Genomic DNA, 20928 nt, shown 5'->3' on the forward strand with positions numbered 1-20928 from the left:
TGACACAAGGGGCGACATTCAATTCAGGCCGATCCGTGATCTGGAAGTGTCAGAGCGCTCCCCTACGCTGGGGCGCATGGCACGGGCTAACGACGAGGCGGCAGCCGCCCTTCAGGAGTATTCGGAGCTCTTCGCGCTCACCGGTGGCGACGCTTTCCGCGTGCGCAGCTACCAGAAGGCGGCCAAGGCGATCGCCGGGTTCCCCGACGACATCGCGCAGGTCGACGTGCGCAAGGTGCCGGGCGTGGGCGAGGCGATCGCGCTGAAGATGGAGGAGTTCCTGCAGCGCGGCAGCTTCCGCCAGCTCGACGCGCTGCGCGAGCGGGTGCCCGCGGGGGTGCGGAGCCTGACCAGGGTGCCGACGCTCGGCCCCAAGACCGCGATCATGCTGTTCGAGGAGTTCGGCATCGACTCCCCGGCGGCGCTGGCCGAGGCGATCGGCGCGGGGCGGCTCGACGGCGTCAAGGGGCTGGGGCCCAAGACGCTCGCCAACCTGGTCAAGGGCATCGAGCAGCTGGAGCAGGCGGGGCGGCGGGTCCACATCGGGGTGGCGATGTCGCTGGCCGAGAGCATCATCGCGAGCCTGAGCGCCGAGCGGATCGCCTACGCGGGGTCGCTGCGGCGGATGAAGGACACGATCGGCGACATCGACATCCTGGCCGTGGCGCCCGAGTCGATCATGGAGGAGTTCCGGGCGCAGCCGTACGTGGCCGAGGTGATCGCCGCCGGCGACAAAAAGACCTCGGTGCGCACGACCAGCGGCATCCAGATCGACCTGCGCAGGGTGCCGGCCGAGTCGTGGGGGGCCGCGCAGATCTACTTCACCGGCTCCAAGGAGCACAACGTCGCCATCCGCGAGATGGCGGTGAAGAAGGGCTGGAAGCTGTCGGAGTACGGCCTGTTCGAGGGCGAGCGGGTGATCGCGGCGCAGACCGAGGAGGAGATCTACGCCGCGCTCGGCATGCAGTGGGTGCCGCCGACGATGCGCGAGGACGGCGGCGAGGTGCGGGCGGCGCTGCGCGGCGAACTGCCCGCGCTGGTCACCCTTGAGGATCTGCGGGGCGACCTTCACACCCACACCGACCTCACCGACGGCATCGCCTCGCTGGAGGAGATGGTAGCGGCGGCCCACGCGCTCGGCTACGCCTACTACGCGGTCACCGACCACGCCCCCGACCTGGCGATGCAGCGCATGACGCTCGACAAGGCGATCGAGCAGCGCGGCGCCCTGCGGAAGCTGCAGGACGCCTACCCCGGCATGCGGCTGCTGCACGGCACCGAGCTCAACATCGCGCCCGACGGCTCGGTCGACTGGCCGGGCGAGGTGCTGAGCCAGTTCGACGTGTGCGTGGCCTCGGTCCACTCCCACTTCACCCAGAGCCGCGAGGAGATGACCAGGCGCTTCATCGCCGCCTGCGAGAACCCCCACGTCGACGTCATCGGCCACCCCACCACCCGCAAGATCGGCAAGCGGCAGCCCGTCGACGCCGACTGGGAGGCGGTCTTCCGCGCGGCGGCCCGCACCGGCACGGCCATGGAGATCGACTCCTTCCCCGACCGCTCCGACCTGCCCGCCGACCTGGTACGGCTGGCCAAGTACCACGGGGTGAAGTTCTCCATCGACAGCGACTCCCACGCCATCCCGCACCTGGGCAACCAGCGCTTCGGCGTGGGCATCGCGCAGCGGGCGTGGCTGACGCCCGACGACGTGATCAATACGTGGCCGATCGACAGGCTGCTGGCGTTCCTCGGCCGCTGAGCCGCGCGTGGCGGATGGGGGGCGACGTCATCCTGGTGGCGATCCGCTGACCCTGACGAGGTGCGCGCACGGAGGATTGGATGGTTAATAGGTAGGGAATTAGTGGAACCATGAGGCTAGCCACCGACACCATCGTCAAACCCCTGCCGGCTCACCTGTTCACCCTCCACGATGGCAGTGCCGAGACGCGCTGGGAAGCGATGGCGGGCCAGGGTTACCACACCCCCACCGACCGCTTCTTCGTCCGCAACCACACCTCCACGCCGCGCGTGGACGCCGCCTCCTGGCGGCTGCGCCTGCACGGCGGCGGCCTGCGCCGCCACCTGCTGATCGGCTACGACCAGCTGCGCGCCATGCCGTCCCGCACCAGGGACATCGCGCTGGAGTGCGCGGGCAACGGCCGCCGCTTCTACAGCACCCAGCAGCGCCAGGCCGCCCCCGGCATGCAGTGGGGCCTGGGCGCGGTCGGCGTCGCCCGGTGGAAGGGCGTGACGCTCGGGCACCTGCTGGAGCTGGCGGGCCTGCGCGCCGGCGCGGTCGACGTGCTGGCGACGGGTCTCGACCAGCCGTTCGTGCACGAGGGCGTGAACCTCGGCCACGTGCGCCGCCCGCTGCCCGTGGAAAAGGCGCTCGACGACGTCCTCGTGGCCTACGAGATGAACGGCGCGCCCCTCCCTCCCGACCACGGTTTCCCCGCCCGTCTCATCGTTCCCGGCTGGGCCGGAATCGCCTCCGTCAAATGGCTCGGCGACCTGGAGGTGTCGACCAAGGAGTTGTTCACGCCGTGGAACACTCTTTTTTACCCAGGGGTCACGACCATGACCGTGAAAAGCGCGTTCGAGCTGCCGTGGCCGGCCATACTCAAGGCCGGCGTGCGCCACGTCCTGTACGGCAGGTCGTGGTCGGGCACCGGCCGGGTCACGCATGTCGAGGTGAGCGCCGACAACGGCCTGACCTGGCATGCCGCCGAGCGGCGCGGCCTGCAGGACGACGCCTGGCTGCCCTGGCGGATCGCCTGGACGCCGCGAGAGGAGGGCCCGCACGCCCTGCTCGCCAGAGCCCGCGACGACAGCGGCGCCTGCCAGCCCCTCCAGCGGTCCTGGCACCCCTTCGGCTACCACTTCGACGCGGTCGTCCGGCACCCTATTCTGGTGACCAGAGGATAGGTAAATGTCACTTCCATTACCTGAGCTGGGAGGTCATAAAGCTCCGGACAATCGCTGGTCTGCGTCATGGAATTCATCTGGAAGACTTTTGCGGAAACGTTCCTGAAATCCTGAAGAGGCACGATGGACGCATCGTGCAGAGGGAGGCCCGATGACGCAGCTGACCGCGCTCGACGCGCAGTTCCTGAGTGCCGAGTCCGCGACGACCGCCGCGCACGTGGCGGGGGTGGCGATCCTCGACCCCAGCTGCGCTCCGTCGGGTGCGATCACTCGTGCGGGCCTGGCGGAGCTGCTGCTGGAGCGGCTGCACCTGTCGCCGGCGCTGAGCCTGCGGGTGACCGGCGTGCCGTTCGGGCTGGACCTGCCCTACTGGGCGCCCGACCCCGGCTTCTCCATCGACAACCACCTGTTCGAGGTGGAGCTGCCCGCGCCGGGCGGCGACGCCGAGCTGGCCGAGACCGTCGCCGCGCTCCACATGCGCCATCTCGACCGCGAGCATCCGCTGTGGGAGATGCACCTGATCACCGGGCTGGCCGATGGCAGGGTCGCCGTCTACACCAAGGTCCACCACGCCGCCATCGACGGCGTGTCCGGCGCCGAGACGCTGGCCGCGCTGCTCGACCTCTCCCCCGAGCCGCGCACGGTCGAGCCGCCCTCGTGCCCGCCACCTCCGGCGCCACGGCTGCTCGACATGCTGGCGGGCGCCGCCGTACGGACCGCCGCCCATCCGGTCAAGGCGGTGCGCTCGCTGGCCAGAGCCGCGGGCGACCTCGACGCGATCCCCGTCGTCGCGACGCTGCCGGGTTCCCGGCTGATCGCCAGGGCCGCCAGGTTCGTCACGGGCGACGACCGGCCGCGCCCCGAACTGCCGTCGCTGTCGGCGCCGCGCACCCCGCTGAACGGCCCCATCAGCGGCGAGCGCCACTTCGCCTTCGGCTCGGTGCCGTTGAAGGAGGTCAAGCAGGTCGCCAAGAGCTTCGGCCTGAGCGTCAACGACGTGGTGATGGCGATCTGCGCCTCGGCGCTGCGGGCGTGGCTGGACGAGCATGGCGCGCTGCCCGGCCAGCCGTTGATCGCCGCGGTGCCGGTGGCCGTGCGGACGGCGGGGCGCGACTGCGCGCGCAACCAGATCTCCGCCATGATCACGCCGCTGCCGACCCACGTCGCCGACCCGCGCGAGCGACTGCTCGAGACGGGCGAGACCATGCGCACGGCCAAGCGCAGGTTCGCGATGTCACCGGCGAGCTGGCTGAACGAGCTGTGCGCGATGCTGCCCGCGCCGATCTCGGCCCTGACGCCGACGGTGTTCAAGCTCGCCTCGGTGGCGCGCCCGCCGATCAACCTGATCATCAGCAACGTGCCGGGGCCGCAGTTCCCGCTGTACCTGTGCGGAGGGCGGGTCCTGTCGTACTACCCGGTGTCGGTGCTGACCGATGTCAGCGGCGGGGTCAACATCACCTGCTTCTCCTACGACGGGGCGCTCGACTTCGGCGTCGTCGCCTGCCCGAACCGGGTGGACGACGCGTGGCGGCTGATGCACCACCTGCGGACGGCGATGGACGAGCTCACCGCGCTCACCCGCGACCTCGCCCCGGTGTGACCGTCACCTCGGCGGCACGACCCGCCTCCCCGTACGGCGGCGCGTGAAGGTCACGGTCGAACCAGCGCGCGGCGGGGCGCCGCGCGAGGCCGGGTTCGCGTCAGGCCGGCCGGGGCCGGCGGGGTTCGCGTCAGACAGGGCCGGGCCGGCGGGATTCGCGTCAGACAGGGCCGGGCCGGCGGGATTCGCGTCAGACAGGGCCGGGCCGGCGGGATTCGCGTCAGACAGGGCCGGGCCGGCCAGGCTCCCGTCGGGCAGGCGGGGCCGGCCTGGGTCGTGTCAGGCCGAGGTGCCGCGGACGGCGTCGAGGATGATGGCGGCCACCTCTCGCGGTCGGGAGACCGCGACGGCATGCGACGCGCCCTCGACCTCGACGATCGTCGCACCCGCGCGCTTGGCGCCGTACCGCTCGACCTCGGGGTTGATCGCCTGGTCGGCGGAGGCGACCAGCGCCCAGGAGGGCTTGGTCTTCCACGCCGCCGCCGAGGCGGTCTCGGCGAAGGCGCCGGCGGCCAGCGGGCGCTGGGTCACCGCGAGCACCTTCGTCGCCTCGGCCGGGACGTCGGCGGCGAAGATCTCGGGGAAGGCCTCCGGGGTGATGGTGACCTCGACCGCCGGGTCGCCACCCGCGACCGGATAGGTGGCCTGCCGCAGGTTGGCGACCAGCGGCGAGGCCGGGAAGCGGCCCTGCAGCTCGCCGAGGCTCTCGCCTTCTTCGAGGACGTACGCGGCGATGTAGACGAGGCCGACGACGTTCTCGGTCACGCCGGCGACGGTGATGAGCGCGCCGCCGTACGAGTGGCCGACCAGGATGACCGGCCCCTCGATCTGGGCGGCCACGGAGGCGATGTACGCGGCGTCGGCGGCCAGCCCGCGCAGCGGGTTGGGCGGGGCGACGACGGGGACGCCCTGCGCCTGCAGCTCGGCGATCACGCCCGACCAGCTGGAGGAGTCGGCGAACGCGCCGTGCACGAGGACGACGGTGGGGGTGGTGCTTGCCATGAAGGTTTCCTTTCTGTGCTGTACGGCACGCGGAGCCGCGCGCCGGCCGAGGCCGGTGCGGCACGGGGGGCGCAGGCCGTCAGGAACGCGCCGGCGTGCGGCGTCGCACGCCGTTCAGGGGCGCACGGCCCGCGCGGACGCGAGCCGTACGAAGCGGACAGGTCAGGGGCGCACGGCCCGCGCGGACGCGAGCCGTACGAAGCGGAGAGGTCAGGGGTGCAGGGCGTCGCGGAGGAACTCGCCCGCCTGGCGGGTCGCCGACGTCGCCGCGTGCGTGTCGCGCATCGCGTTGACCATCACGAAGTCGTGGATGATCCCCTGGTAGCGCACCGCCGTCACCGGCACGCCCGCCGCGCGGAGCTTGGCGGCGTACGCCTCGCCCTCGTCGCGCAGCACGTCGGCCTCGGCCACGATCACCAGCGCGGGCGGCAGCCCTGCCAGGTCCTCCAGGGAGGCCCGCAGCGGCGAGGCGGTGATCTCGGCGCGCTCCTCGGGCGAGGTCGTGTACTGGTCCCAGAACCACTTCATGCCGTCGCGGCTGAGGAAGTATCCCGACTGGAACTGCTCGTAGGAGCCGGTGTCGAAGTTCGCGTCGGTGACCGGGTAGAACAGCAGCTGCGCGGCCAACCTGGGGCCGTTGCGCCGCTTGGCCATGAGAGTGGTGGCCGCGGTCATGTTGCCACCGACCGAGTCGCCCGCGACCGCGATCCGGGTGGGGTCGAGGTCGTGCTCGGCGCCGTGCTCGGCGATCCACACCAGCGTGGCGTAGATCTCCTCGATCGCGGTGGGGTACTTCGCCTCGGGCGAGAGGCTGTAGTTGACGAACACCGTCGCGGCCCCCGCGCGGGTGGTGAGCTCCCGCACGAGCCGGTTGTGGGTGTGGGCGTTGCCGAACACCCAGCCCGCGCCGTGGATGTAGAGGACCACGGGGAGGACGCCTTGGGCGCCGGCCGGGCGGAAAACGCGGATCGAGACCTCCCCCGAGGGCCCGCCGGGGATGGTCAGGTCCTCGATGTCGGCGTCCGGCACGGGGACGTCGCCGTCCTGGACGGAGTCCACGGCCTTACGTCCCTCGACCGGGCCGAGGTCGTAGAGGAACGGCGGGTTCTTGGTCGCCTCGACGAACGCCTGCGCGGCGTCCTCGAGGACGGGCTTGATGTCGTGCATGAAGCTCAGCCTGTCGATCCTTCATGCGGGACGCATCAGTATGTTGACTGTCCTTTTCGGATGAGGCCGCCGAGCGGCTCCACCAGGGCTCAGCGCCCCGTCCCCAGGGCCTCCCGCAGGAAGGTGCCGCCCTGCCGGACCGCTGTACGCGCCGACGGGCTGTCCCGCACGGCGTTCAGCGACACGAAGTCGTGCACCGTTCCCTGGTAGCGCACCGCCGTCACCCGTACGCCGGCCGCCAGGAGCCGCCGCGCGTACAGCTCGCCCTCGTCCCGCACCACGTCGGCCTCGGCGGTGACGATCAACGCCGGCGGCAGGCCCGCGAGCGCCTCGATGCTCGCCCGCAGTGGCGAGGCGGTGGGCTCGGCGGCGTCCCGGGGATCGTCCAGGTACTGTTCCCAGTACCACTCCAGCGCCTCCCGCGTCAGCAGGTAACCGGAGGCGAACACCCGCCGCGAGGAGGTGTCCGCGCGCGGGTCGACGAGCGGGTAGTACAGCACCTGCGCCCGCAGCCGGGGCCCGCCGCGTCGCTTGGCGAGCATCGTCAGCGCCGTCGCCATGGTGGCGCCCGCGCAGTCACCGGCGACCGCCAGCCTCCGCCCGTCCAGCCCCAGGCCGCCGGCGTGCTCGGCCACCCAGGTCAGCAGGGCGTAGGACTCCTCGACGGCCACCGGGTATCGCGCCTCCGGGGTGCGGCTGTACTCGGGCACGACGAACGCCGCTTCGCTGCGCTCGGCCAGCTCGCAGATCAGCCGCGCGTGCGTCTGGGCGTCACCGAGCATCCACCGGCCGCCGTGGACGTAGAGGACCGCCGGCAGGTGCCCGGCCGGCCGTACCGGCCGGAACACCCAGAAGCCGACGAGCCCGGACGGCCCGACCGGCGCGACGCGGAACTCGACCTCCACCCCGAAGTCGTCGCGCGGGTGTCCCTGGCTCTCCAGCAGCGCCTGCCGGCCGTCCACCGGCCCCAGCTGGTGCAGGTACGGCGGCGCGGACGACGCGTCCACGAGCCGCTGCACCAGCGGATCGAGGACGACGCGACGATCCTCGGAAGCGGATCCCACGGGCTCACCTCTCGTTCGTCACGGCTGCGAAGGTCGATCACAGGTCGTCGAAGAAGTCGCGCAGCTGGTGGCGGCTGCTCACACCCAGTTTCGGATACACCTGGTACAGGTGCGAGCTGATCGTGCGCGGGGACAGCATGAGCTGCTCGGCGATCTCCCGGTTGCGCAGCCCGCGCGCGGCCAGCCGGACGATCTGCTGCTGCTGGGCGGTCAGCTCGGACAGCGGATCGGGGTCGGCGGGCGTGGCGGCGGCGCCCGCGGCCCGCAGCTCTCCGCGCGTCTCGTCGGCGAGGCCGGACGCGCCGAGCCGGGTGAACGCCTCCAGCGCCACGGTGAGCAGCCCGCGGGCCTCCAGGGGGCGCCGCTTGCGCCGCAGCCACTGGGCGTAGTGCAGCCGGGCCCTGGCTCGGGCCAGCGGCCATTCGTCACCGGCGGGGTTGACGACGGCCAGCCGGAAGTCGCGTTCGGCCTGCTCCGGGTCACCGGCGAGGGCCGCGGCGTGGTGCAGCAGCAGCGTCATGCGGGTGGTCGGCTGGGGGCCGGCGGCCTCGCGCACCACGTCGATGATCGGCGCCACCTCCTCCTGGCGGCCGATCCGCTGGGCGGCGGCGGCGAGGTCGGTGATCGAGCGGGGCGACAGGAAGTAGTGCAGCGGCGCGCCGTCCGTCCCGAACAGCTGCCGGAAGTGGCGGCACGCGCCGTCGAAGTCGCCCGCCGCGGCGGCCGCCGTCCCGGCGGCGTGCAGCAGCCGGGCGTGGGTGGCGCGGTTCTCCTCCAGGGCGACGGCCGTCCACTCAGGGTCCTCCGGCATGCCGCCGGTGGGCCGGCCGCGCAGGGCGCGCAGCGTGACGCGCAGCGCCTCGACGTCGATCTCGACGTGCCGCCACTTGTGGACGGTCGCGAGCGTCGCCGCCTCCGCGAGCAGTTCGTCGGCCTCCGCCCAGCGGCCGGTGTCGATCAGTACCGAGGCCATCGGCGTGAGGGACTGCGCGGTCACGCCCATGGCGCCGAACGCGCGGTACATGGCGAACGCCTGGCGGAAGGACGCGACGCACATGTCCGATTCGTCGGCCCAGTAGCTGATCCCCCCGAGCCCGTGCAGCCGGGTCGCCTCCACCACGCCCGTCGACGCCGGCGGCGGATTGCGCCGGCCGAGCCGCTGCGCCATGACGGGGGCGATGGCGACCGGGTCGACCGCGGCCTGGACCACGGCGCGCACCGCGTCGAAGCTCGCGGCCTCCGCCAGCTCCGCGTAGGGCGACTCGTCCGGCCCGGCCTCGACCCCGTCGAGCAGGTGCGCCAGCACCCGCCGCACCTCCGGCAGCCCGGACTGGAACGCGACCGCCACCAGCGCCGACGCCACGGCGAGCGCCGTCCTGCCGTCCGTGGGCCGGTCGCGCTCGAACGGCTGCATCAGCAGCCGGAACGCCTCCCGCTGGCGGCCCAGCAGCGACAGCGCCATGCCGGCGCAACCGGCGGCCATGCCGAGCAGGTCGGGGTCCCGCGTCAGGGCCGTGACCTTCTCATAGAGCTCGCGGACCCACGAGGAGTCGCCCGCGTTGTTCATGACCCTGATCGCCTTGGCGTACCGTCGCGCGCGGTCCTCTGTCGCTGGGCTGCACTCGGCCGCGCGCTCCAGCGCCCGCGCGGCCGCGAAGAGGCCGCCGCGCCGCTCGGCGAGCTCCGCGCTGTCCTCCAGCGCCGCCGCGACGGACTCGTCGTGTCCCTGGCACGCGAAGGCCAGGTGCCAGGCGCGGCGCCCGGGATCGGCGCCCAGGACGGCCGCGAGGTCCGTGTGCACCCGCTGCCGCTGATGCGCGGGGGCGCTGTAGTAGGACCCCGCGCGCACGAGCGGGTGACGGAACGCGACCCGGCCGTCGGCGATGACGATGAGCCCCGCCTCCTCGGCCGGCGCCCACGGTCCGAGGTCCTGGCCGGACCCGGCCGCCGCCATGATCGTGTCCAGGTCGCCGTGCTCGGAGGCGGCGGCGTAGAGGACGAGCCGCTGGGTTGCCGCCGGCAGCGCGCGCAGCCGCGCGGCGAACATCTCCTGGATGCGCTGCGACTGCGGGAGCCCGCCGCCCGGCCACGCGTGCCCGGCCCGTACGGCGTGGCACAGCTCGATGATGGCCAGCGGGTTGCCGGCGGCCTGGTCGAGCAGGTCGATGCGGCCCCGTCCGGTGGGCGGCTCCGGCTGGGCGTCCAGCAGCCGCGCCGACGCCTGGCGGCTCAGCGGCGCCAGCGCGAGAGTGGGCAGGTCGGCGGCCAGGCCGTCCGGCCGGGTGTGCCCGCGCGCGCCGAGCAGCACCGTCACGGGCTCGGTACCGAGCCGCCGCATCACGAAGGCGAGGACGTCGAGGGAGTCGCGGTCGAAGTGCTGGACGTCGTCGACGACCAGCAGGACCGGCCGTTCTAGGGCCACCCCGGCCAGGAGACCCAGCACGCCGACCCTGAGCACCATCGGGTCGTGCGGCCGGGTGGCGGGGACGATCCCGAAGGCGGTCTCCAGCGCCTCCCGCTGGTGCGCGGGCAGATCCCCTGCCCTGGGCAGCAGCGGCACGAGCAGCTGGTGCAGCGAGGCGAACGACTGCTCCGCCTCCGCCTCGCATCCCCGTGCGGCGAGCACGAGGGTGCCGGCGTCTCGCGCGTGCTCGGCCGCTACCTCCAGCAGCGCCGTCTTGCCCGTGCCTGCCTCGCCGAGCAGCAGCATGGCAGCGGCCGCGCTGCGCCCGGCGTCGATCGTGTTGACGAGCCGAGCGATCTCGGCCCGCCGGCCCACCAGCGTCATCCGCTGTCCCACCTGTGCTGCCCCCGTTTCGTGTGACCGGGCGCGTCCGCGTGCCCGAACCGCCATCATCTCGGACAAAACGCCACAAAGTCACACTGGCGGTGTCCGCACGGCGGGGCAGGGACGGGGTGGCGGGGGTTCAGACCAGGGAGTGGGCGATGAGTTCGGCGACGGCGTCCGGATCGATCTGGTGGCCGGTCAGCTGGCAGAGGTTCTCCTGGTAGAGCAGCACCGCCGCGAACGTCGCCGCCGCGACCTCCAGCCGCGCCCTGTCGCCTCGGCTGCCGGGAAGCGCCAGCTCCAGGGCGAACCTGGCCCGGCCGATCAGCTCGCCGTTCAGCCTCCCGAGCCGCTCGCGCACCGACCCGTGCGTGTCTGCCTCCCTGAACAGGATGCGGCGCATCGCCGGTGAGGCGCGCAGCGGAAGCCGCCGGGCGAGCTTCGACAGCGTGCGGGCCGGATCGCCGGGGACGGCGTCGACCTCCTTCACCTCCTCCACCAGCGTCCGCTCGTCCACCAGCGCCACCAGGACGTCGATCTTGCGCGGGAAGTAGTGGAACAGCAGGCCCTTCGGCACCTGCGCCAGCTTGGCGATCAACGAGGTCGGCGTGGCCGCGTAGCCGCCGCCCGCGAACAGTTCCTCCGCCGCGTCCAGAATCCGCGTCCTCGAGTCGCTTGCGTCGATGGCCTGGTGGATGGGTGCCGCGTCAGGCGGCGAGGAGGTCTCGTGCACAGCCCGAACATAACCAAGGCCCCGCCGCGCGAGCCCTGCCGCCAAGGGGAGATCACCGTTTTTGACGAGATGGTGTAGCGTTTGAGACATTGGTGTCGCAAACGAGACGGAGGCGTACGATGGCGGTGACCGAGGAGCAGATCGTCACGGCGGCGATCCACCACCTCAACACCAGGCCCACCGCCTCCATGGCCGACCTGGCCGAGGCCGCGGGCGTCAGCAGGGCGACCCTGCACCGGCACTTCTCCAGCCGTGACGACCTCCTGGTCGCCCTGGGCAGCCGGGCACTGGCGTGCTGGGAGGCGGCGCAGGACTCCGTCGGCATCACCGCCGCGGCGGCCGAGAGCGACCCCGACCGCCTGCGCGGCACCCTGAGCGACCTGCTCACCGCGCTGGTCGACGTGGCCGACGAGCACGGGTTCGCGCTGACCGACCACGCCATGAGCGTCAACCCCGGCCTGCTGCGCCGCGCCGACGAGCTGGAGGATCGCGAGATCGCGCTCTTCGCCGCCGCCCAGCGGGCCGGCGTCCTGCGCGCCGGGCTGCCGGTGCGCTGGATCAGCAACGCCTGGTACGGCCTGCTCGTCGGCGCGCGGGAGAGCCTGCGCAGGGGCGACGTGGCCCGCAGGGACATGCCGGCGCTGCTGGTCGAGACCTTCTTCCGCGGGGCCGGCTGACCGGCTCCCCCGGGTCGGGCGACCGGCTTCCCCGGGACCGGCCGGCCAGCGGACCGGCTCCCCCGGGTCGGGCGACCGGCTTCCCCGGGACCGGCCGGCCAGCGGACCGGCTCCGCCCGGGACCTGCGGGCAACGGGTCCCGGGCGGGCCACCGCCCCGGCGGGCAACGACCCCGGCGGGCAACGGCCTGTCCCCCGGCCGACGCGAGACCCTGCGACCACCGGACCGGCTGAAAGGAACAGCCCGATGACCACCAAACGCCGCTGGGCGGCGCTGGCCGTCCTGTCGGCGAGCCTGTTGCTCGTCGTCATGGACCTGACGATCCTCAACGTGGCGCTGCCGGCCATCTCCGAGGAGCTGCGCCCCGGCGCGATCGAGCTGCTGTGGATGGTCGACGCCTACTCCCTGGCCGTGTCAGGGCTGCTGGTCACGGTCAGCGCCCTCGGCGACCGGTGGGGCCGCAAGCGGATGCTGATCAGCGGGTTCGCGCTGTTCGGGACGGCGTCGGTCGCGGTGGTGCTGGTGGACAGCGGCGCCGGGCTGATCGCGGTCCGGGCCCTGCTCGGCGTGGGCGGCGCGATGATCATGCCGTCGACGCTGTCGATGATCCGCACCGTCTTCACCGACCCCAAGGAACGGGCCACCGCTCTCGGCGTCTGGTCGGCGATGGCGGCGCTGGGCGGCGCGCTCGGCCCCATCCTCGGCGGGCTGCTGCTGGAGGCGTTCAGCTGGCACGCGGCGTTCCTGGTGAACGTCCCGGTGATGGCCCTGGCGATCCTGGCGGGGCTGATCCTGCTGCCCGAGTCGCGCAACCCGCGCCCCGGACGCTGGGACGCCCTGGGCACGCTGCTGTCGATCGTCGGCATGGTCGCGCTCGTCTACGGCATCAAGCACGCCGGGCAGCCCGTGGGATGGATCGCGCTCACGGCGTCCGCGGTGACGCTGGCCTGGTTCGTGCGACGCTGCCTGACCAGGAGGGACCCGCTGCTGGAGATCCGGTTGTTCGGCAGCCCGTCGTTCGGCGCGGGTACGGTGGCCGCGCTGACCACCTCGATCGCGATGGCCGCGATGATGCTGCTGCTCGCGCAGTGGATGCAGCTCGTCATGGGCTACTCGCCGTTGGAGACCGGCGTGCGCATGCTGCCGACGGCCGTCGGCGCGTTCGTGATGTCGCCGCTGGCGCCCGCGCTGGCGGCCAGGATCGGCGCGCGGACGGTGCTGGCGGGCGGCCTGCTGGTGGCCGGGGTGGGCTTCCTGGTTCTCTTCGTGGCGCCGAGCCCGCTCGGCTACGGCCCCGTCGCGCTGTCGCTGCTGCTGGTGGGCGCGGGCATGGGGTCGCTCGCCATCGCCTCGGCGGTGATCATGGCGGGGGCGCCGCCGGAGAAGGCGGGCAGCGCCGCCGCGATCGAGGAGACCAGCTACGAGCTGGGCGCCGCGCTGGGTGTGGCCGTGCTCGGCAGCGTCGCGGCGGCCGTCTACCGGGCCCATCTGGTGGTGCCCGACGGCCTGCCCGCGCATGCCGTACAGGAGTCACTGGGCGGCGCGCTGGAGGTGGCGCGCGAGGCGGGCGCCGCGGGGGCGGCGCTGGCGCGCCAGGCGCAGGCCGCCTTCACCGACTCGCTCGCGGTCACGGGCGCCGCGGGAGCCGCGCTGATGCTGGTGGCCGGGGTCGTGGTGTGGTGGCTCACGCCCCGCGCGCTCGCCCTCACCGACCACGCCGAGCCGGGTCCCCAGGAGTCCGGCCGGCGGCAGGAGCCCGCCGAGCGGTGAGGAGACGGCGAGCAGCCGGGGCCCGCCGAGCGGCAGGGACACGGCAGGCGACACAGACACGGCGACCGGCGGGGACACGGCGAGCGACAGGGGCTCAGCGAGCGCCGATAGCGCGCATCAGCAGCGGGAAGGCACGGTGCAGTTCCCGCTGCCAGTGCGCGTGATCGTGCCTGCCCGGATAGAAGTGCGTCCGCGCGGGGATGCCGAGCTCGTCGAGCCGGGCGGCGAACGCCTTGGCCGCCTTGCCCGCCAGGTGCTCGGCGGGGTCCTGCCAGAACTCCGCCGTGCCCGAGGCGACGTACAGCGTCACGCCCCTGAGCCTGCCGGCCTGGTCGTAGGGGTTGTGCGCGCGCCAGATGTCGCGCTGGGCGTCGGGGTCGCCCCAGATCCGCTTCCAGTCGGTGCCGAAGCAGCCGACCGTGGTGCCCGCCATCACCGCCTGCGGCACTCCCTGCTCCAGGATGTGGACGGCGCCGCTGAAGGAGGCCGCCGCCTGGAAGTGGCCCGAGGCGGCGTACAGCATCGCGCCCTGCCCGCCCATCGAGTACCCGGCGATGGCGCGCTGCTTGCCCGCGCGGTAGCGGGACTCCAGCAACGGCAGCAGCTCCTTCAGGTGGTAGGTGGCCCAGCGGGGGGCGCCGCCCGCGCCGCCGTTCCACCAGTCGGAGTAGCTGCCGCACCTGCCGCCGTCGGGCATGACCACGATGACGCCGGTGTCCCTGGTCAGCCGGTCGACGTCGGTCCTGGCGGTCCACGAGGTGTAGCTGTCGAGGCCGCCGTGCAGCAGCCACAGCGCCGGCCAGGTGCGGTCGGCGTCGCGCGACCAGCCCTCGGGCAGCAGCAGCCGGACCCTGGTGGTGGCCTCCAGCGCCGTGGACTCGATCGTCAGCTCCATGCGCCGCTCGTCGAGCCGCTGCTCGGTGACCCTGCCGATCCCGGCGGAGGCCTCCGGTACGGCGGGCGTTCTCGGCGGCGGCCGTTCGGGTGGTCGCCGGGCACCGCCGAGGAGCACGCCCGCCGCGACCACGACGGTCAGGACGGCAAGGACGATCAGGCCGCCCGCCACCATGACCCGGCCCGCCATCCGGCCTCCTTATGAGACCCGCGCATAATAGCCCGGTGAGAACGATCAGCACCACGGCCCTGTCCGTGTTCCCTCTTTGCCTGGGCACCAACACCTTCGGCTGGACCGCCGACCGGGAGGCGTCCTTCGCGATCCTCGACGCCTACGTGGCGGCGGGCGGCAACTTCATCGACACCGCGGACGTGTATCCGAGCTGGGCGACGGGCGAGCCCACGTCGGAGATCATCATCGGCGAGTGGATGGCCGAGCGCGGCAACCGCGACTCGATCGTGCTGGCCACGAAGGTGGGCATGCTGGCCGGTTTCCAGGGCCTGTCGCCCGCCACCGTCCGCACCGCCGTCGAGAACTCGCTGCGCCGCCTGCGCACCGACCGCATCGACCTGTACTGGGCGCACGTCGACGACCGTGACACCCCGCTGGCCGACACGCTGGCCGCCTTCGACGCGCTGGTGCGCGAGGGCAAGGTGCGCTACCTCGGCGCGTCCAACTACGAGGCGCCCCGCCTGGCCGAGGCGCTGCGCGTCTCCGACGAGGAGGGGCTGGCCCGGTACGTGGCGCTGCAGCAGCACTACAACCTCGTGGAGCGCGGCTACGAGGGCGAGCTGCGCGACGTCGTGGCGCGCGAGGGCCTGTCGAGCACGCCGTGGGCGGGCCTGGCCCGTGGCTTCCTGACCGGCAAGTACACGCCCGGGGCGGTCGTCGACAGCCCGCGCGCCGAGAGGGCCGGGGAGTACCTGAACACCGAGCGGGGACCGCGCGTGCTGGAGGCGCTGGCCACCGTGGCCGCCGGCCGGGGCGTCGAGCAGGCGTCGGTGGCGCTGGCCTGGCTGCTCGCGCAGCCGACCGTCGCCGCTCCGCTGGCAGGCGTGCGGGAGGCGGCCCAGCTCAAGCCGCTGCTGGACGCCGTCGAACTGCGGCTGAGCGGCGAGGAACTGGCCCTGCTGGACGCGGCCTCCCGCTGAAGCGCGCCGGCCGTACCGCGGCCGCCCGCATGACGGAGGGCCCGGCTCCCTGAGGAGCCGGGCCCTGGCGGCGGGAGGGTCAGTGCTGGACGGCCTTCTCGGCACCGACGCCGGTCAGGGAGCGGACCTCGATCTCGGCGTACTTGGCGGCGTTGTACTCCTTGCTCAGTACGGTGCCGAGCCAGCCGAAGAAGAAGCCGAGCGGGATCGAGATGATGCCCGGGTTCGACAGCGGGAACCAGGCGAAGTTCGCGTCCTTGAACAGCGCGGTCGCCGAACCCGACACCACCGGCGAGAAGATCACCAGGATGAGGGCGGAGATCAGGCCGCCGTAGATGGCCGAGACCGCGCCGGCCGTGTTGAACCTCTTCCAGAACAGGCTGTAGAGGATCGCCGGCAGGTTGCCCGAGGCGGCCACCGCGAAGGCGAGGGCGACCAGGAAGGCGACGTTCTGTCCCTGGGCCAGGATGCCGAGGCCGATGGCGATGGCGCCGATGACGAACGCCGACAGCCGGGCCACCACGACCTCCTCACGCTCGGTCGCCTTGCCGTGCTTGAACACGTGGGCGTACAGGTCGTGGGCGAAGCTGGAGGAGGAGGCGAGCGTCAGGCCCGCGACCACCGCGAGGATGGTGGCGAAGGCCACGGCGCCGATGAGGGCGAGCAGGATGGTGCCGCCGACGGGGCCGAAGATGGCCTGCCCGATCCGCTCGGCGAGCATCGGGGCGGCGGTGTTGCCCGCCTTGTCGCCCGCCGCGATGGCCTTGCTGCCGACGATGGCGGCGGCGCCGAAGCCGAGAACGAGGGTGAGCAGGTAGAAGGTGCCGATGATGCCGATGCCCCACAGGACCGACTTGCGGGCGTCCTTGGCGGTCGGGACGGTGTAGAAGCGGATGAGGATGTGCGGCAGGCCCGCGGTGCCCAGGACGAGTGCGAGGCCGAGGCTGATCAGGTCGATCTTGCCGGCCAGGCCCTGGGCGTCGGTGGCGTACTTGCCACCTCCGTTCAGGAAGGCGTCACCCTTGCCGCTCTGCGCGGCCGCGTCGCCGAGCAGCGCCGACAGGTTGAAGCCGAACTTGCCGAGCACCAGCAGCGTGACCAGGGCCGCGCCGCCCATGAGCAGGACGGCCTTGACGATCTGGACCCAGGTGGTGCCCTTCATGCCGCCGACCACCACGTAGATGATCATCAGAACGCCGACGCCGATGATCGTCCAGACCTTGCCCTGGGGCGAGTGGATGTCGAGCAGCAGGCCGACCAGCGCGCCCGCGCCCACCATCTGGGCCAGCAGGTAGAAGATGCTGACCACGATGGTGGACACGCCCGCCGCGGTGCGCACCGGGCGAGGGCTCATCCTGAAGGCCAGCACGTCGGCCATGGTGAACTTGCCCGAGTTGCGCATGAGCTCGGCCACCAGCAGCAGCGCGACCAGCCACGCCACCAGGAAGCCGATCGAGTAGAGGAAGCCGTCGTAGCCCGACAGGGCGATGATGCCCGCGATGCCGAGGAAGGAGGCGGCCGACATGTAGTCGCCGCCGATGGCCAGGCCGTTCTGGAAGCCGCTGAAGGACCGGCCGCCGGCGTAGTAGTCGGCGGCGGTCTTGGTCTGGCGGCTGGCCCAGAAGGTGATGCCCAGCGTGACGACGACGAAGGTGAGGAACAGGATGGCGGAGAGGTTCACTGGATCTTCTCCTCGACCTCGTGGCGGAGCTTGTCGGCGATGGGGTCGAGCTTCCTCTCCGCATGCTTGGCGTAGGCCCACGCGATCCAGAACGTGGAGACGAACTGGAGCAGACCGAAGATCAACGCGACGTTGACGTTGCCGAAGAGCTTCATGCCCATGAAGTCGCGCGCCCAGGCCGACAGCACCACGTACAGCAGGTACCACGCCAGGAACGCCACCGTCATGGGGAAGGTCCACGCCCTGAAGCGCCGCCTCAGCTCCTGGAACTCACCGCTGGCCTGCATCTGTTCGTAGACCGATGTGTCATGTTCTCTGGTAGTCACGGCTCGACGCCCTCCGGGTGTGATGCGGATCACGCACAAGGTAAGAGGGGAAGCTACCGTTCGTGGAGGGGGCGAGTCCGGCCGTTCGGCGAGGCGCGCCGCCGCGGCGGCCAACTGGCGGCCACTTGCGGTGAAAGGTCTGATTTGCGGGTTGAGCGGTCGCGTGCCCGCTCCGTCAGCCCTTCACCGCGCCCGCGGTGAGCCCTTCGACGATGTAGCGGCGGATCGCGGCGAACAGCACCAGCGTCGGGATCACCGACACCACGGTGGCCGCCGCCATCGCACCCCAGTCGATGTCGTACTGGGTGATAAAGGAGTTCATGGCGACGGGGACGGTCTTGGCGTCCTCGCTGTCGATGAACGTGATCGCCAGGAACAGCTCGTTCCACACCTGGACGAAGGCGAAGATGAAGGTGGCCGCCACGCCGGGCAGTATCACCGGGATGATCACCCGCGCCATCGCCTGCAGCCTGGACGCGCCGTCCACCTGCGCCGCCTCCTCCAGCGCCGCGGGCACCCGCTCGTGGAAGCCGCGCATGATGATCGTGCAGAACGGCACCAGCATGGCGACGTAGACGACCATCAGCCCCGGCAGCCGGTTGAGCAGCCCCAGGTCCGACATCAGGAGGTAGAGCGGGCCCAGCGCGATGAACAGCGGGATCATCTGCGTGACCAGGAAGGCCAGCATGAGCGCGCCCCTGCCGGGGAAGTCGAAGCGGGCCAGCACGTAGCCGCCGAACACGCCGATGACGGTCACCACCGCCGCCGACACCAGCGCGACCACCAGGCTGTTGGCCAGGTAGCGGCCGAAGTCGGCGAAGGAGAACAGCTCGGCGTAGTGCTCCAGGGTGGGCTCCCCCGGCCAGTACCGCAGCGGCATCGAGAAGATCTCGCTCTTGGGCTTGAGCGAGGTGACGACGACCCAGTAGAGCGGGAAGACCGTGATCAGGAGCCAGGCTCCCAGCACGATCGCCTTGGCGGCGCGCCGCGCGATCATCGTGACCTCTCGAAGCGGGTGGCGTTGAGGTAGAAGACGCTGAAAGCCAGCAGGAGGCCGAGGACCAGGAAGCCGACCGCGCCGGCCCTGCCGTAGTCGCCCCCCATGACCTGCTGGATCAGGAAGGTCGTCACGATGTCCGTCGAGCCCGCGGGGCCGCCGCCGGTCATCGAGTAGATGAGGTCGGGGAAGTTCAGGATCCAGATCACCCGCAGCAGCACGATCAGCGCCAGCGTCGGGCGGATGTGCGTCAGCGTCACGTGCCAGAACTGCCGCAGCCTGGAGGCCCCGTCCACGGCGGCCGCCTCGTACAGCTCGCGCGGCACCGACTGGAGCGCCGCCATGATCATGATCGCGAAGAACGTCACGCCGTACCAGACGTTGGCGACGATCACCGACGTCATGGCCCAGCCGGGCGTGGACAGGAAGCCGATGCGGGTGTCGATGATCCCGGTCCGCAGCAGCAGGTCGTTGATCACCCCGAACTGGCCGTTGAACATCCACCGCCACAGCAGCCCGATCAGGAACCCCGACATCGCCCAGGGGAAGAACACCCACGCCTGGTAGAGCCCCCTGCCGCGGAACTGGCGGCGCAGCAGGAGGGCCAGCGCGAAGCCGAGGAAGAACTGGAAGAACAGCGAGACGGCGACCCACGTGCCGGTGTTGCGCAGCGCCGTCCAGAACCTGTCCTCGGCCAGCACGGCCCTGAAGTTGTCCAGCCCGACGAACGGGGTCGAGGTCAGGTCGAACAGGTTGTAGCGCTGGAAGGCGATGACGCTGCCGCGCACCATCGGGTAGTAGGTGAAGAGCGCGACGAAGACGACTCCGGGCAGCAGGCAGAGCGCGATCAGCCCTGCCTTGCGGGTGGTGAAGGCGGGACGGCTCACGAAGCCTGACCCGCCCAGAACGCGTCCCAGCCCTTCAGCACGTCGGCCACGCTCTTCTTACCGGTCAGCAGCGCCTGCACGTCACGGTCGGAGTCGACGAGGAACTGGCTCCATCCGGGCGAGTCGACCGGCCTGATCGTGATCACCTGCTTGGGGTCCTGCTGCGCCTCCAGGTAGGCCTTCCAGGCGCCCTGGGAGAACTGCGGGTCCTGCTGCGCGGAGACCGAGATCGGGATCAGCGAGTTGCCCTTGGCGAAGGCGATGCTCTGCTTGGCCTCCGACAGGAACTGCACCAGCTTGACCGCCTCGGCCCGATGGGCGCTGAAGGAGGTGACGCCCCATCCGGCGTAGCCGACGGGCTGGAAGGCGTAGCCGGTGGGGCCCTTGGGGATCGGCGCGGTCGACCAGGCCGTCTGCCCGCTCTCCTCCACCGTCTTGATCACCTCGGGGTCCTGGATCAGCATGCCGGTCACGCCCGAGGTGAAGCCCTGCACCATCTCCGGGTAGCCCCAGGCGACCGAGTCGGGCGGCGAGGCCTCCTTGAATATCTTCACGAACAGTTCCATGGCCTGGGCGGCCTCGGGCGTGGAGAAGATCGTCTTCTTGTCCTTCAGGTAGAAGGACTTCTGCGGGTCCAGCGCCTCGCCGTTATAGGCGCTGATCATCTGGACGGCGTAGTCGGCGCCGCCCTTGCCGCCCCGGAAGGAGTAGCCGTACCGCTCGCCGGTGGTCATCTTCCTGCCCTCCTGGTAGAGCTCCTCCCAGGTGGCCGGCGGCTTGGTCATGCCCCAGTCGGTGCGGTAGAACAGCGCCCGCTGGTAGAAGCCGTAGGGGATGAGGTACGGCTTGCCGCCCACCTCCACGGCCTTCTTCCTGGCCAGCTCGGTCAGGTCGGTCCAGCCCACCCACTGGGTGGTGGGCAGTTCGGCCAGCCAGCCGTTGTTGGAGAAGGACTTGACCGTGTGGTCGCGCACTTCCAGCACGTCCAGGTCCTTCTTGGTCTGCAGGATCTGGGTGATCTTCTGGTCCGCACTGTCCAAGGGCGGCGAGACAAGCTCCACCTCCACACCGGGGTTGGCCTTCTCGAACTCGGCGAGCAGACCCTTGATCAGCTTGGTCCTGTCGGGGCTGGTCAGGCTCTCGATCATGCGGAGCCTGACCGTGCCGCCGCCATCGGACGAGGAGTCCGAACCGCACGCGGCGATCGTCAGAGTGGCGGCGGCCAGGGCCGCGAGGAGGGGGGATTTCATGGGGTGCCTCCTGGG

At 71.7% G+C, this 20928-nt stretch carries 17 protein-coding genes; 6 read left to right on the forward strand and 11 right to left on the reverse strand.

Features of this window, described 5'->3' with window-relative positions:
* Positions 1 to 76: 76 nt before the first annotated feature.
* The 3 genes from polX (at position 77) to ACWENQ_RS10865 (ending at position 4525) form a co-directional block, all read left to right on the forward strand.
* On the forward strand, positions 77 to 1759 hold the full coding sequence (polX, locus tag ACWENQ_RS10855) for a DNA polymerase/3'-5' exonuclease PolX (RefSeq protein ID WP_452413847.1): 1683 nt from the start codon (positions 77 to 79) through the stop codon (positions 1757 to 1759).
* A 110-nt stretch (positions 1760 to 1869) separates the two neighbouring features.
* A complete protein-coding gene (locus ACWENQ_RS10860; RefSeq protein ID WP_452413848.1) occupies positions 1870 to 2925 on the forward strand; it encodes a sulfite oxidase in 1056 nt (351 codons plus the stop codon).
* A gap of 151 nt (positions 2926 to 3076) precedes the next feature.
* A complete protein-coding gene (locus ACWENQ_RS10865) occupies positions 3077 to 4525 on the forward strand; it encodes a WS/DGAT/MGAT family O-acyltransferase (RefSeq protein ID WP_452413850.1) in 1449 nt (482 codons plus the stop codon).
* A gap of 279 nt (positions 4526 to 4804) precedes the next feature.
* Here ACWENQ_RS10865 and ACWENQ_RS10870 read toward each other — a convergent pair whose 3' ends face one another.
* The 5 genes from ACWENQ_RS10870 to ACWENQ_RS10890 all read right to left on the reverse strand — a co-directional run bounded on the left by ACWENQ_RS10870 (position 4805) and on the right by ACWENQ_RS10890 (position 11279).
* On the reverse strand, positions 4805 to 5527 hold the full coding sequence (locus ACWENQ_RS10870; RefSeq protein ID WP_449927569.1) for an alpha/beta fold hydrolase: 723 nt from the start codon (positions 5525 to 5527) through the stop codon (positions 4805 to 4807).
* Between the two features lie 210 nt (positions 5528 to 5737).
* The gene (locus tag ACWENQ_RS10875) at positions 5738 to 6694 is read right to left on the reverse strand and encodes an alpha/beta hydrolase (protein WP_452413852.1); all 957 of its coding nucleotides are present in this window, start codon (positions 6692 to 6694) and stop codon (positions 5738 to 5740) included.
* Positions 6695 to 6783: 89 nt separating this feature from the next.
* Positions 6784 to 7758 carry an alpha/beta hydrolase gene (locus tag ACWENQ_RS10880; RefSeq protein ID WP_452413854.1) on the reverse strand — a complete coding sequence of 325 codons (975 nt, stop codon included), beginning with the start codon at positions 7756 to 7758 and terminating at the stop codon, positions 6784 to 6786.
* 37 nt (positions 7759 to 7795) lie between these two features.
* Entirely contained in the window at positions 7796 to 10546 is a 2751-nt protein-coding gene (locus tag ACWENQ_RS10885; protein ID WP_452413855.1) for an AAA family ATPase, read from the reverse strand.
* 139 nt (positions 10547 to 10685) lie between these two features.
* Positions 10686 to 11279 carry a TetR/AcrR family transcriptional regulator gene (locus ACWENQ_RS10890; protein WP_354907239.1) on the reverse strand — a complete coding sequence of 198 codons (594 nt, stop codon included), beginning with the start codon at positions 11277 to 11279 and terminating at the stop codon, positions 10686 to 10688.
* A gap of 119 nt (positions 11280 to 11398) precedes the next feature.
* Between ACWENQ_RS10890 and ACWENQ_RS10895 the strand changes: the two genes are divergently transcribed.
* Complete coding sequence (locus tag ACWENQ_RS10895; RefSeq protein WP_449927556.1) at positions 11399 to 11956, forward strand: TetR/AcrR family transcriptional regulator; 558 nt, start codon at positions 11399 to 11401, stop codon at positions 11954 to 11956.
* Positions 11957 to 12202: 246 nt separating this feature from the next.
* Positions 12203 to 13726, forward strand: a complete 1524-nt coding sequence (locus ACWENQ_RS10900; RefSeq protein ID WP_452413857.1) for an MFS transporter — start codon at positions 12203 to 12205, stop codon at positions 13724 to 13726.
* Positions 13727 to 13820: 94 nt separating this feature from the next.
* Here ACWENQ_RS10900 and ACWENQ_RS10905 read toward each other — a convergent pair whose 3' ends face one another.
* Positions 13821 to 14810 carry an alpha/beta hydrolase gene (locus ACWENQ_RS10905; RefSeq protein WP_452413859.1) on the reverse strand — a complete coding sequence of 330 codons (990 nt, stop codon included), beginning with the start codon at positions 14808 to 14810 and terminating at the stop codon, positions 13821 to 13823.
* A gap of 35 nt (positions 14811 to 14845) precedes the next feature.
* Between ACWENQ_RS10905 and ACWENQ_RS10910 the strand changes: the two genes are divergently transcribed.
* On the forward strand, positions 14846 to 15772 hold the full coding sequence (locus tag ACWENQ_RS10910) for an aldo/keto reductase (RefSeq protein WP_354907244.1): 927 nt from the start codon (positions 14846 to 14848) through the stop codon (positions 15770 to 15772).
* A gap of 79 nt (positions 15773 to 15851) precedes the next feature.
* On the opposite strand, the gene ACWENQ_RS10915 is transcribed toward ACWENQ_RS10910, so the two are convergent.
* The 5 genes from ACWENQ_RS10915 to ACWENQ_RS10935 all read right to left on the reverse strand — a co-directional run bounded on the left by ACWENQ_RS10915 (position 15852) and on the right by ACWENQ_RS10935 (position 20913).
* On the reverse strand, positions 15852 to 17453 hold the full coding sequence (locus ACWENQ_RS10915) for a solute symporter family protein (protein ID WP_452413861.1): 1602 nt from the start codon (positions 17451 to 17453) through the stop codon (positions 15852 to 15854).
* The gene (locus tag ACWENQ_RS10920) at positions 17450 to 17779 is read right to left on the reverse strand and encodes a DUF485 domain-containing protein (RefSeq protein ID WP_449927544.1); all 330 of its coding nucleotides are present in this window, start codon (positions 17777 to 17779) and stop codon (positions 17450 to 17452) included. Before ACWENQ_RS10920 ends, ACWENQ_RS10915 begins: the two co-directional genes overlap by 4 nt.
* A 175-nt stretch (positions 17780 to 17954) precedes the next feature.
* Positions 17955 to 18776, reverse strand: a complete 822-nt coding sequence (locus tag ACWENQ_RS10925) for a carbohydrate ABC transporter permease (RefSeq protein WP_449927541.1) — start codon at positions 18774 to 18776, stop codon at positions 17955 to 17957.
* The gene (locus tag ACWENQ_RS10930) at positions 18773 to 19663 is read right to left on the reverse strand and encodes a carbohydrate ABC transporter permease (RefSeq protein ID WP_449927538.1); all 891 of its coding nucleotides are present in this window, start codon (positions 19661 to 19663) and stop codon (positions 18773 to 18775) included. The genes ACWENQ_RS10925 and ACWENQ_RS10930 overlap by 4 nt, the downstream gene beginning before the upstream one ends.
* Complete coding sequence (locus ACWENQ_RS10935) at positions 19660 to 20913, reverse strand: ABC transporter substrate-binding protein (protein WP_452413862.1); 1254 nt, start codon at positions 20911 to 20913, stop codon at positions 19660 to 19662. The genes ACWENQ_RS10930 and ACWENQ_RS10935 overlap by 4 nt, the downstream gene beginning before the upstream one ends.
* Between the last annotated feature and the right edge of the window lie 15 nt (positions 20914 to 20928).

The sequence above is a fragment of the Nonomuraea sp. NPDC004354 genome, from assembly GCF_053602555.1.